Source organism: Streptomyces noursei (assembly GCF_016917755.1).
Taxonomy (GTDB): Bacteria; Actinomycetota; Actinomycetes; order Streptomycetales; family Streptomycetaceae; genus Streptomyces; species Streptomyces yunnanensis.
Map to the genome: position 1 here is coordinate 8,279,035 of NZ_CP070326.1, position 12,327 is coordinate 8,291,361.

Consider the following 12,327-nt stretch of genomic DNA (forward strand, 5'->3'; position numbering starts at 1 on the left):
CTGACGGATCTCCGTGGACGCCGCGGACATCCGCCGTCAGAAGCGCCCCAGCAGCGCACCGCCGCACCGCACGGCGCTCTCCGCGTACGCCGCCATCAGCGCGGCATGGTCCGGGACCACCTCGGGCCGCCGCTCGGGCGGCAGACCGGCCGGGCCGACCGTGGACAGTGCGGCGGCCCGGACCCGGGCGCCGGCCTCCCCGGTCGGCCCGGCCGCCGCCCGCTGGGCCGCGTGCCGGCGGGCGGCGTCCTCGGCCTGCCGCCCCAACAGCAGGCAGTGGACCCACAGTTCGTCCGCGAAGGCGGCGCCGAACAGCCGGCCCACGGCCGCCGCGGCGGCCTCGGGCCGGTGCCGCCGCACCACGTCCCGAACTTGACCCTCCGTCAGGCCGGTTTCCGGCAATGCCTCGGTCCACCGCAGATGCCGCCGGGGATCGGCGCTCCGCTCGTGTCCGGCCGGCCGCACGTACCCCTCGCCGTACCGCATGTACGGCAACCAGTCCAACTCCTCCAGCAGCCATCCGCGGTCGAGCAGCGGGCGCGCCTCCGCCGCCCCCACCGGGCACACCGCCAGCCGGATCCCCTGTGCGGCGTGCCCGTTGATGCTGCTCGTCCCGATGTGCTCGACCACGCTCGGCACCGCCAGCAGCCCCGAGCGCCCCTCGGCCCGCAGAAAGGTCGCCATCACCTCGTCGTCGTGCCGCTCGGCGCTGTCCGCGGCGAACGCCCGGAACGCGTCCGCCGTGCGCACGGGCAGGCAGATGGCCAACGTCGGCGCGAACTCCTCCGGCACGGCCCGCACCCATCCGGCCCCCGCCAGCGCCGCCAGCCGGGCCGCGGCGCCGTTCCGGGCATGCCAGTTGGTGTAGAAGATCAACGCCTCGTCCGGAAACCGCGCCACCGATCCGGCCACCAGCTCCAGCAGCTCGGGCGGTGCGGCCACGTCGTCCTGCACGACCAGGTGGTGCCCGGCGTCCGCCGCCCGCGCCGCCCAGGCCACCAGCGCGGTGCGCAGCGCGGACGGCGGTCCACCCGGGTCCGGGTCCAGCGCCAGCCCCCCGAGCCCCAGCCGGGCGGCGAGCGCCGCGGCCTGCTCCTCGCGCACCGGGTGGGTCATCACGGCCGAACTGAGGGAAGCTCTGCTCACCGGGCCACTCCTCTCGTCTCGCGGAGACGTTCCGCGGCGTCCGCGCAGACATCGCACACAGGCATCGCACGGCCACCGCTGTCGGGCCGCCACATCGTGGCAGATCACCGCGCACCGCCTGCCATGCCGAGGAGAGAGTGGCCGAATCCGATCCCTGCCGCCCCGTACACCGACCGACGGAGGCGCAATCCAACCGTCGCCCGTCCGTCGTCCGACCGTCGACCGAAGATCAGGCGGAAGCACAGTCGGACGAACGGTACGGGGGGAGGCCGCCGTCTCGCCCATAGCCCTGGGGGGTATCGTCGAGCGTCGGGGCGCGGAGTCGTACGTGAGGCGGCCCGGCAGTCCGTGACGTGGGAGGGAGGGGAGGATCGTGCGCCTGCGCATGCGGAGAACGGCTCGGGGACGGGCGATCAGCCGTACCGTGCGGACGCGTTCGGATGCGCGGGGCGGTCGTCGGGCGACGGTGCTGCTCGCCCTCGTCTGGCTGGCCCTTTCCGTGATCGCCCACCACGGCCTGCCCGACACTTGCGCGCCGATGGCGGCCATGCAGCCGGCCTCGTCCGCGCAGCCGATGGCGGCCATGCCGTCGGTCCCCTCCGCGCAGCCGATGCCGTCCCGGAATCCGGTCCCGTCCGCCCGGCCGATGGTGCCCGTTGCTGTCGCCGCACCCCACCGGGCGGGCCCCGGTCACAGCCGGCCCCGGCTCGCTCGACCCGACCGGGCGCGGTCCGGTGAAGCGCAGTCCGGGCACGGGCACGACGGCGGGGCGCACTGCTCGTCGTACGACGTGCGGGCCGAGCAGTTGGTCCCGCCGCCACCGCTGCTCGGCCAGGTCCGCGCGCCTGGGCCCACGCCCTCCTGCCGGTCGGGCGCCGGCCCGGCCCGCGGGCCCGCCCCGCCCGATCCGGTGTCCCTCTCCGTCCTTCGCATGTAGGCCGACCGTCCTCCCTCCCCCACCTCGGCCTTTTCCCACGGCGCCCGCGCGCTGCGCACCCCGACGGTGCGCGCGCCGCCGCGCCGGGCACATCTGCGTAAGGACACCACCCCATGAACACGCTCAACCGACGCTCCGTTCTGCTGGCGGGCCTGGGCGCGGCAGGCGCCGGCCTGCTCACCGCCTGCTCCGGCGACGGCCAGGGCTCCGCCCGGCCCGCGCCGACCCTGCTCAGCCCGTCCGGGCCGGCCGTGGCGGCCACCGAGAAGGAGCGGCGCCACTCCGGTCGGGAGCACCGGGTCCGGCTCACCGCGACCGCCGGCACGGTCGACCTGGGTGCCGGGAAGGCCGTGCGGACCTGGAGCTTCGACGGTGCGCTGCCGGGCAAGGAGATCCGGCTCACCGCGGGCGACACACTCGTCGCCGACCTCGCCAACCACCTTCCACAGAGCACCTCCGTCCACTGGCACGGCCTCGCCCTGCGCAACGACATGGACGGCGTGCCGCCCGTCACCCAGCGGGCCGTGGCGGCCGGCGGGTCCTTCACCTACCGCTACGTCGCCGAGACTCCCGGCACGTACTGGTTCCATCCGCACGTCGGCGTCCAGTTGGACCGCGGCCTGTACGGTCCGCTGATCGTCGAGGACCCGCACGAGCCGCTGCGGTACGACGACGAGTGGGTCGTCGTACTCGACGACTGGCTCGACGGCGTCACCGGCACCCCGGACCAGGCGCTCGCCGCCCTGCAACGAGGCATGGATCACGGGTCGTCGTCCCACGGAGGCAACGGGAAGACGGGCGCGCACGGCGACATGGACGGCATGGACGGCATGGACGGCATGCAGGGCATGGCGGGGATGCCCGGCATGGACATGGATGCGGGCACGGACATGGGCGCGGGAGGCGGGATGGGCGCGGGCATGGACGACCCGTTCATGCTGATGGGCGCGACCAGCCCCCTGTTGGGCGGGGACGCCGGTGATGTGAAGTACCCGCACTACCTGATCAACGGCCGCGTCCCGGCCGCGCCGGCCACGTACCAGGGCAAGCCAGGCCGGAAACTGCGGCTGCGGATCATCAACGCCGGTGGGGACACCGCCTTCCGCGTCGCCCTCGGCGGACACCGGCTGACCGTCACCCACGCCGACGGCTATCCCCTCACCCACGAGCCCGCCGACGCCCTCCTGATCGGCCCCGGTGAGCGCTACGACGCCCTGGTCACGCTCGGCGACGGCGTCTTCCCGCTCGTCGCGCTGGCCGAGGGCAAGGGGGCCGCCGGCCTGGCCCTGGTGCGGACCGGCTCGGGCCGCGCCCCGTCCGCCGCCGTGCGGCCCGGGGAACTCAACGGCCGGATCCCGACCGCGTCCGCCTTGCGGCCCGCCGAGGACGTCCGACTGAAGGCCCGTCAGCCGGACGTCACCCATCGCATCAAGCTGACCGGTGGGATGGCGAAGTACGACTGGGCGCTGAACGGGCGGCGGTTCGACATGAATGACGCGGACGCCCATCCGTTCGCCGTGGAGGGCGGCCAGCGGGTCCGGCTGGAGTTCGTCAACTCCACCGACATGTGGCACCCCATGCATCTGCACGGGCACACCTACCAACTCGGAGCGAACGGTCCCCGCAAGGACACCGTCATCGTCCTGCCGGGCGCGACGGTCACCTGCGACTTCGACGCGGACAACCCCGGTCAGTGGCTGATCCACTGTCACAACGCCTATCACGGCGAGAGCGGGATGATGGGGCTGCTCGCCTATCGCACAGCATGACGCGGGGGCGGCTACCGCCCCTCGCGGAGCGCGGCCCGTAGGGCTTCCTCCGTGGTACCACGCCAGGCCACGAAGCCGTCGGGTCGCACCAGTACGGCATCGTCCCCGACGGCAAGGTCGCTCGCGTGCGGTGCGCCGAGTTTGTGGACGCGCTGCGGTTTCAGCCCCAGAGGGGCGGCCGCAGCGCGCCAGCGCGGGAGGTCCGCCGCGGTGAACAGCGTCCAGCGCGAACCGATCAGGTCCAGGGTCGATGTCCGGCTGTGGGGTGGGGTGTTGAGCCAGCGGTGGGGGAAGCGGTGGCCGGGACGGATGATGTCGTCCAGGGGGTCCGGGCCCGGACCCGTGACGGTGCCGTGCGGCGGGTATCCGTAGAACATCATTGCGCGCAGGTAGTCGACGGCGAGCTTGTCGTAGAGGTCGTTGGGATCGCCGTCCAATGCCTGGTACCCCTGGAGGAGATTGCGGGAGAGGGCCAGGGACGCCCGGGCGGCGGCCCGGCGTTCGGGATCGTAGCTGTCCAGGAGCGTGGGGGCGCTGTGCCCGTGCAGGACGGCGGCGAGCTTCCAGGCGAGGTTGTGACCGTCCTGGATGCCGGTGTTCATGCCGAGGCCGCCGGCCGAACTCTGCACATGGGCGGCGTCACCGGCCAGGAAGACCCGACCCTGCCGAAAGGCGGAGGCCATGCCGATGGCGGCCTCCCAGGCGTTGACCGCGTGCAGTTCGATCGGGATCGCCGCGTCGCCGATGGCGGACCGCAGCAGCGCGAGGGTCGCGTCCTCGGTCAGCTCGGAGGGGCCGGCCGGCGGCTTGCCGGGATGGTCCAGGAGGTGCGTGGCCCACTGGTCACGCCCGTTCTTCGACATCAGGGTGGCGTATACGGCGTCGTTCCGGACGAAGCAGACGTGGGTTCCCCAGTCGCGCTGTACGGGCCCCAGGTCGGCGCGGTAGAAGGCGGTGTTGAGGTGGTCGATGACCGTGCGGTCGGGCATGGTGATGCCCAGTCGGGTGCGGACGTCGCTCTTCGCCCCGTCCGCACCGATCAGATAGCCGGCGGTGATCTCCGATTCCTCGCCGGTGGCGACATCGACGAGCCGGGCGCGCACATGGTCGTCACCGGGCGTGAGCCCCACCAGCCGTACGCCCAGGTGGACTTCACCACCCCGTCGGCGCAGCTCCTCCCAGGCCAGCCGCTGCACCTGATCATGCGTCAGGACGAGTCGGGGAGGCACCGGGCTACAGTTTTCCACCAGCCTCGCGTAGCGGGGCGGCAGACCTCCGCGGTGCAGCGTGCTGCCCAACCCACTGTCCTTGAAGACGGTCCGCATCGGCATGCCGCCCTCCCAGCCCTCCCGCTCCAGTGCGGCGCCCAGGCCCATCGCCCGGAACAGCTCCAGGGTGCGCAGGCTGGTGCTCGCCCGCGGCACCGCCGCCATCGCGTCCGGCCGCTTGTCGACGACCAACGGCCGGACGCCCCAGTGCGCGAGGAACATCCCCGTCGAGAGCCCGACGGGCCCGGCCCCCACCACCAGCACCGGCACATCGGGCGCATCAGGCACATCGCGCACATCGCGCACATCGGCTCGCGGTCCCGCTCCTTGCGCTTCCGTTCCCCTGCCACATTCGGCACTCATCGCACGCTCCCTTCACGACGTCACGACGTCACGACGCCATGGCTTCACCGCTTCGCCGTCGCTCCGCCGCGCGGTGGTCGATCACCACACTCCCCGCTCAAGCCGACTTGAGCGCAACATCGGGCGCACCATGAGGTCATGGGAGACGAGCGCTACTCGATCAGTCAGGCCGCCCGTTGTTTCAACGTGCCGGTGTCCACGCTGCGTTACTACGACGACCTGGGGCTCCTCCCGGCGGCCGAACGCCGGGGGAACGTGCGCTACTACGGCCACGCCGAACTGCGCCGGCTCGCCCTCGTCCAACGGCTGCACCACCGCGGTCTGGTCAGCCTGACCGACACCGCCGCGCTGATCAGCGACGGTCCGGCCGACGGCCGGCCGACGGGCCGTGCGGTACTGACCGCCTCGATCGCGGCGATCAAGGACCGGATGACTCATCTGCAGGCCGCCCAACGCCTCCTCGCCCACCTGCTGACCTGCCCGAAGGCCGATCCGGTCCGCGAATGCACGCCGCTGCGCACGGAACTCGACCACGCCGTGAACGAGGCGCTGGGCGGACTCCGCAGCAGCCCTCGGCGGCGGCCGGACCGCGGTGCGGCGGACGCGCTCCGCGCCGGTGCTACCGTGCGCCGCAGCCCGCCCGAACGGAGGAAGAGCATGAACGACGACCACGCCGCTTCCCCCACGGCCACCCCCAACGCCTTCCGGGAGATCTCGCCGACCACGCTCGCGGACGTCCTGGGCCGCGGGCAGGTCATGGACGTCGGCATCCGACCCCTGTGGTCCATGGTGCCGCGGGTCGCCGGGCCGGCGTTCACGGTGCGCTGCCCACCCGGCGACAACCTCATGCTGCACGCGGCCATCCACCGCGCGGCACCGGGTTCGGTCATCGTCGTCGAATCGGGCGACCTGGACCACGCGCTGGCCGGTGGCAACGTCTGCGCCGTGGCCCAGCGCCGGGGAGTCGCGGCGTTCGTGGCCGACGGGCTGATCCGCGACCTCGCGGAGGTCCGCGCGATGGGGTTCCCCGTCTTCGCCCGCGGCGTGATCCCGTTCCCCGGGAGCAAGAAGGCCGTTGAGCCGCTCAACGTCGATGTGCGGTGCGGCGGGGTGGACGTGTCCGCCGGCGACATGGTGGTCGCGGACGAGGAGGGCGTCGTCGTGGTGCCCCGAGCCCGGCAGGAGGAGGCCCTCGGCGCCGCCCGGGCGAAACTGGCCAAGGAGGCCGAGGAGTCCCTCGACGCCTGGGAGTTGGCGCACCGCACCCGTATCGACGAGATCCTGCGGGACGGGGGGTTCGTCGGCTGAGCTGGGCCGTGCCCGCCCGTACCGGCGGGCGGCAGCGGTCCGTTCGAAGCGGCATGCCCCTCGTCCCAGTCCCGCGGCGGGGGACGGACCGGCCCGCCCCGCGGCCCGCCTGGCAGTCTTGCCGAGCGCCACGCACTGCGCCATTCTCGAATCCCCGTTGCTGACGGGGGCGGTCCTGCCGTTCCCGGACACCGCCGCCGATCGACCACACGGTTCCCCTCGCGAACCCTGGGCCGGCATGTCGGGAAGCCCTAGGCCGGAAGGCCGAGACGAAGATCCACACCTGGGCGGTGCCGGAGGCGGGAGGACGCGGCAAGAGTGAGGGGGCACCTGCCCGACTCACCGACCCATCTGCCCGGAGGCTGACGGTGAACACCCCGAACCCGACCGACCACCCCGACCTCACCGGTGCCGCGGCGCACGCGGGGGCGGCCCATCTGATCGAACAGTCGCTGGGGCATCTGTACTCCGCGGCGTTACGGACCGCCGCCCTCCACCACCTGGCCGACCATCTGGCCGGCGGCCCCCGCACCGCCGCCGAACTCGCCCGGCTCACCGGCACCGACGCCGTCTTCCTCCGCCGCTGCCTGCGTTACCTCGCCTCGCGCGAGGTCTTCCGCGAGGACGACAACGGCGCATTCCATCTGACGCCGACCGCCCAGTTCCTGCGCGCCGGGGTGCCCGGTTCGCTGCGCGACGCGGTGCTGATGCTCACCGACGAGATCTTCGTGCGTTCGTCGTCGGCGCTCGACGAGACCATACGCACCGGGGCACCGGGCTTCGCCAAGGTCTTCGGCGCCCCGTTCTTCGAGTACCTCCAGGGTGCCCCCAAGACCCGGGAGCTCTTCGACTCGGGCATGGCGGCGTTCTCCGAGCCGATCAACGACCTGGTGGCGAGCGCCTATCCGTTCCCGGAGCGGGGCACCGTGGTCGATGTCGGCGGCGGGCGGGGCGGGTTGCTGCGCCACATCCTGCTGCGTCATCCGGGCCTGTCGGGAGTGCTGCTGGACCAGGCGGCGGCCGTGCAGGACCACGTGCTGGACACCGCGGAGCTGTCCGGCCGCTGGCGCGCCGAACCGGGCGACTTCTTCACCGCCGTGCCGGCCGGCGGTGACGTCTATGTGCTCAAGCACGTGCTGCACGACTGGGACGACGCCTCGGCCGTCCGCATCCTGACCGCCTGCCGGCACGGCCTGGCCCCGGACGGAAAGGTCCTGGTCGTCGACTCCGTCCCCGTCCCGGGCAACGCCCCCCATCCGGGCAAGGCGCTGGACGTGGCGATGATGACGGTCGTGACGGGAAAGGAACGCGGCCCGAAGGAGCTCGACGACCTCTTCTCCCGGGCCGGCCTGCGCCGCACCCGGATCCTGCCCACGCCCACCTTCGCGTCCATCGTGGAGGCGGTCGCGGGCTAGGGTCTGTCAGGTCTGCCAACTCCCCGCTGCCGCTGCGGGGTTGGCGTAGCGGGCCGAGGTCAGCCGGTGGTGGCCGGGCGCTCGCGCCACCAGTCCACCGTCGCCTCGACCTGCGCGGCGACCGGGGTGGCGCGCACGGCGAACTCGGCTTCGTACGCGCTGGTGTCGACGACGAAGGGACGGTCGAACTGGTAGCGGACTTCCTTGAGTTCGCGGATCAGCGGGGAGAAGAGCGACGCGATGCCGAGCACGGCCGGCGACAGCCCGCGCACCGCGACCGGCCCCACGCCCGCCCGGGCGGCCAGGCGGTCGACCATCTCCCGGGTGGACAGTGCGGGCGCCGTCGGCGCGTGCCAGGCACGCCCCCAGGCACGTTCCTCGCCCGCGACCTCCACCAGGGCCCTGGCCACATCGGGGAGATAGCTCCAGCTGTGCGGGGCGTCAGGATCCCCGAGCGCGGAGACCGGCTTGCCGCGCAGCAGCCGCGGCATGACCCGCGCGGCCAGGTGTCCGCCGTCGGTCACGCCAGGGCCGAAGAAGTCCGAGGCCCGCACCTCGACAGCCTTGATCCGGCCCTGCTCGTGCAGGTCCCGCGCCTGCTTCCAGACAGCGGCGCGCACCCGTCCCTTGGGGCCGGTCGCGGCGAGCGGCAGCTGCTCCGTCATGGGACCGGCCACGGGGCCGTAGCCGTAGAGGTTGCCCAGCATGACCAGGACGGCCCCGGTCGCCTCGGCCGCCGCGCGGAGCGACGCGGCCAGCGGCGGCCAGTCGCGCGCCCAGCGGGGGTAGGGCGGTGCGGCACAGCCGTAGATGGCCGCCGCGCCCCGGGCGACCTCGGTCAGTCGCTCGTGGTCGGTGGCGTCCATGGCGAGGTGCTCGATGCCCGGCTCCGGGCTTCGGCCCGATGTGGTGACGACCCGAACCGCATGGCCCGCTCCGGCCAGCAGCCGGGCGGTGGCCGCCCCGGCGGGACCAAAACCTACGACGACGTAAAGACTCACGCGCGCACAGTAGCGCGGAGCGGGTGGGGCGGGTCGGGGCGGGGCGCCGAGCAGGGGTCCCGGTGCGCCGCGCCACCGACCCTGATCGACTCAACGAGGACTTTCGGCCAATCGCCTTGCGTGTATGTCGTGCGACGGCCCTCCTGACCTGCGCGGTCGGCCGGGCCGGCCAGGAGGACCGACGCCCGGTTCACGCCTCGTCGGCCGTGCCGGCGGCCCCGGCAGTGCCAACGGTCCGGGCGATCACGGCACGCGTGGCCGTGGCGACCGTCTCCGCCATCTCCGCCGTGGGCGGGACGGCGACACCGGTGGCCGGCGGGGGCTGAACCTCCGCGGATTCCGGGAGGTGCGACTCCGGGGCGGCCGGGAGGGAGACGACCATGGTGAGGCCGCCGCCGGGGGTCTCCTCCGGGGTGAGGGTGCCGCCCATCGCCTCGGTCAGGCCGCGGGAGAGCGCCAGGCCGAGGCCGAGGCCCGTGGTGTTGTCGGTGTCGCCGAGGCGCTGGAACGGCTCGAACGCCCGCTCCCGGTCGAGCAGTTGGATGCCGGGACCGCGGTCGATGATCCGTACTTCGACACGGCCGGCCAGGGCGCTGGCTCCGATCGTGACGGGGCGGCCGGCGGGCGAGTGCCGCACCGCGTTGGACACCAGGTTGGCGACCACGCGCTCCAGCAGGGGCGGGTCCGCCAGCACGTCGGGGGCGGTGTCCAGCGCCTGCGGCACGACGCGTCCGGGCGCCTGTGGAGGCGAGCCGGGGAGGGTGTCCAGCGCGGCGGGCAGGACGTCGGCCAGCGCCACCGGCTCCAGGTGCAGGGTCAGCGCACCGGCCTGGAGTCTGCTCATGTCCAGGAGGTTGTCGACCAGGCGGCTGAGCTTGGCGAGCGACTCCTCGGCGGTGGCGAGCAGTTCCTCGCGGTCCTCGGGTGAGAAGTCCACCTCGCGACTGCGCAGCGAGCTGATCGCCGCCCAGCTGCCGGCCAGCGGTGTGCGCAGGTCGTGCCCCACCGCGGCCAGGAGTGCGGTGCGCATCCGGTTGGCCGCCTTGACGGGTTCGACCTCGGCGGCGGCCTCGGCCAGCCGGGCGCGTTCGACGGCCGCGGTCAGATGGGCCGCGAAGGCGGTGAGCACCCGGTGCTCGGAGGCGGGCAGGCGACGCCCGATCAACACCAGCACGCTGTCGTCCCCTATCGCGACCTCGGTCCGGTGGTCGGTGCCCACTTCACCGGCGGTGCCCGCGGTTGGGACGGCTCGTGCGGATCCCGTGGCCGTCCGGCCGGTCGTGGACGGCCAGGGCCCCGGCGCGTCGTCGCGCGGGCACAGCTCGATGCGGTCCATGCCGAAGGTCTCGCGGGTGCGCTCCAGGAGGTCCGGCACCGCCCGGTCCCCGCGCAGGATGCCGCCGGCCAACGAGGACAGCGTCTCGGCTTCCGCGGTCGCCCGGGCGGCGCGCCGCCCCAGCCGCAGCGAACGGTCCACGATGGCGGCGACGGTGACCGCGACGGTGGTGAACGCGGCCTGGGCGACGACGATATTGGCCTCGGCGAAGGTGAATTGGCCGACCGGCGGGATGAAGTAGTAGTTCAGCAGCAGCGAGGTGGTGACCGAGGCGAGCAGCGCGGAGACCACTCCGCCGATGCAGGCCACACCCAGCACGGTCAGCAGGAAGAGCAGCGCCTCGCTGGTGAGGTTGAGCGACAACGGACCCGAGACGCCGCGCAGTACGAGGGTCAGCAGCAGGGGCAGCACCAGGCCGGCGATCGGCCCGGCCACCCGGCGGGTGCGCGGCAGACCGCTGCCGGGGATGACCCAGGTGCGCCCCTGCCCGGCGTATGCGTGGCCGACGGTGTGGACGTCGATGTCTCCGGAGAGTTCGACGACGGTCTCCCCCACGCCGCGCGGCGCCAGGAACCGCCGCAGTCTGCCGCGACGGCTGGCACCGACGACGAGTTGGGTGGCGTTCTGGGCGCGGGCGAAGTCCAGCAGGGCAGCGGGGACGTCGTCCCCGACCACCGCGTGGTAGGTGCCGCCCAGGCTCTCGGTGAGCTGCCGCTGGTCGGCCAGCGCGGCCGGCGAGGAACCGGCCAGGCCGTCGCTGCGGGTGATGTGCACGGCCAGCAGGTCACCCGCGGGGAGGGGAGTCCCCCCTGCGCATGGGGGTCCCCCCGCTCGAACGCAGTTGAGAGTCGGGGAGGCGCTGAGAGCGCGGGAGAGATTGACTATCCGGGCGGCCCGACGGATCAGCGTCGTACCCTCCAGGCCACCGGAGAGCGCCACCACCACCCGCTCGCGGGTCTCCCACACCGGGCCGATGCGGTGCTCGTGCCGGTACTTGCGCAGCGCCTCGTCCACCCGGCCGGCGACCCACAGCAGCGCCAGCTCGCGCAGCGCGCTGAGGTTGCCGAGCCGGAAGTAGCGCGACAGCGCGGCATCGACCTTCTCGGGCGGGTAGATGTTGCCGTGCGCCATGCGGCGCCGCAGGCCCTCGGCCGGCAGGTCGACCAGTTCGATCTGGTCGGCGCGGCGGACCACCTCGTCGGGCACGGTCTCGTACTGCGGCACCCCGGTGATCTTCTCGACGACGTCGGTGAGCGACTCCAGATGCTGGATGTTGAGCGTGGCCACCACGTCGATGCCGGCGCCGAGCAGTTCCTCGATGTCCTGCCAGCGCTTGGTGTGCCGGCAGCCCGGCGCGTTGGTGTGGGCGAGTTCGTCGATGAGCACCACCTCGGGGCGCCGCTCCAGCACCAGGTCCAGGTCGAGTTCGCCGAACTCGGTGCCGCGATGGCTGCGGATCGCGCGCGGCAGCACGGCCAGCCCGTCGAGCATCGCCTCGGTGGCCGGGCGTCCGTGGCACTCGGCGTACGCCACCGCCACGTCCGTGCCCCGCGCGGTCCGGCGCCGGCCCTCGTCCAGCATCCGGTAGGTCTTGCCCACACCGGGGGCGGCCCCGAGAAAGACCTTGAGCCTGCCGGGCCGCGGCCGATCCGCCGCGTCCCCCTCGCTGCCCCACCCCATGACGTACGTCCCTTCAGTACCACGGCGCGCCGGGCGGCACCGCGTGGAGCGTCTCCCCGCGGTTGTCACCGGCCGGCGCGCGAACTCCTCCTTTGAGTCCTGCG

At 73.4% G+C, this 12,327-nt stretch carries 8 protein-coding genes and 1 pseudogene; 5 read left to right on the forward strand and 4 right to left on the reverse strand.

Annotated elements, in window-relative coordinates; genetic code table 11:
• Window positions 1-36 precede the first annotated feature (36 nt).
• The gene (locus tag JNO44_RS35885) at window positions 37-1,146 is read right to left on the reverse strand and encodes a hypothetical protein (RefSeq protein WP_275695782.1); all 1,110 of its coding nucleotides are present in this window, start codon (window positions 1,144-1,146) and stop codon (window positions 37-39) included.
• Window positions 1,147-1,570: 424 nt separating this feature from the next.
• Here JNO44_RS35885 and JNO44_RS35890 point away from each other — a divergent pair, with 424 nt between their 5' ends.
• Window positions 1,571-2,083, forward strand: coding sequence for a hypothetical protein (locus JNO44_RS35890; RefSeq protein WP_205368187.1), 513 nt, complete (start codon window positions 1,571-1,573; stop codon window positions 2,081-2,083).
• Between the two features lie 113 nt (window positions 2,084-2,196).
• Window positions 2,197-3,852, forward strand: a complete 1,656-nt coding sequence (locus JNO44_RS35895) for a multicopper oxidase family protein (protein ID WP_205368189.1) — start codon at window positions 2,197-2,199, stop codon at window positions 3,850-3,852.
• An 11-nt stretch (window positions 3,853-3,863) separates the two neighbouring features.
• Here the strand turns inward: JNO44_RS35895 and JNO44_RS35900 are convergent, their stop codons facing one another.
• Window positions 3,864-5,408: an FAD-dependent monooxygenase gene (locus JNO44_RS35900; RefSeq protein ID WP_240167818.1), complete on the reverse strand. Its 1,545-nt coding sequence runs from the start codon at window positions 5,406-5,408 to the stop codon at window positions 3,864-3,866.
• Window positions 5,409-5,621: 213 nt separating this feature from the next.
• On the opposite strand from JNO44_RS35900, the pseudogene JNO44_RS44050 reads away from it, so the two are divergent.
• The 3 genes and pseudogenes from JNO44_RS44050 to JNO44_RS35915 all read left to right on the forward strand — a co-directional run.
• Window positions 5,622-5,795 (forward strand): annotated as a pseudogene (locus tag JNO44_RS44050) (MerR family transcriptional regulator); the annotation flags it as partial.
• 345 nt (window positions 5,796-6,140) lie between these two features.
• Window positions 6,141-6,791, forward strand: coding sequence for an RraA family protein (locus JNO44_RS35910; protein ID WP_205371135.1), 651 nt, complete (start codon window positions 6,141-6,143; stop codon window positions 6,789-6,791).
• Between the two features lie 368 nt (window positions 6,792-7,159).
• Complete coding sequence (locus JNO44_RS35915) at window positions 7,160-8,206, forward strand: methyltransferase (protein WP_205368193.1); 1,047 nt, start codon at window positions 7,160-7,162, stop codon at window positions 8,204-8,206.
• Between the two features lie 59 nt (window positions 8,207-8,265).
• Here the strand turns inward: JNO44_RS35915 and JNO44_RS35920 are convergent, their stop codons facing one another.
• Together JNO44_RS35920 and JNO44_RS35925 are read right to left on the reverse strand one after the other, a co-directional pair.
• Entirely contained in the window at window positions 8,266-9,207 is a 942-nt protein-coding gene (locus JNO44_RS35920) for an NAD-dependent epimerase/dehydratase family protein (RefSeq protein ID WP_205368195.1), read from the reverse strand.
• A gap of 190 nt (window positions 9,208-9,397) precedes the next feature.
• Window positions 9,398-12,223, reverse strand: a complete 2,826-nt coding sequence (locus JNO44_RS35925) for a sensor histidine kinase (protein ID WP_205368197.1) — start codon at window positions 12,221-12,223, stop codon at window positions 9,398-9,400.
• Between the last annotated feature and the right edge of the window lie 104 nt (window positions 12,224-12,327).

What these genes read in the sequence shown, in the direction of transcription:
- JNO44_RS35895 (WP_205368189.1), top strand. Translation starts at nt 2,197, where the DNA reads ATGAACACGCTCAACCGACGCTCCGTTCTGCTGGCGGGCCTGGGCGCG.
- JNO44_RS35925 (WP_205368197.1), bottom strand. Translation starts at nt 12,223, where the DNA reads ATGGGGTGGGGCAGCGAGGGGGACGCGGCGGATCGGCCGCGGCCCGGC.
- JNO44_RS35910 (WP_205371135.1), top strand. Translation starts at nt 6,141, where the DNA reads ATGAACGACGACCACGCCGCTTCCCCCACGGCCACCCCCAACGCCTTC.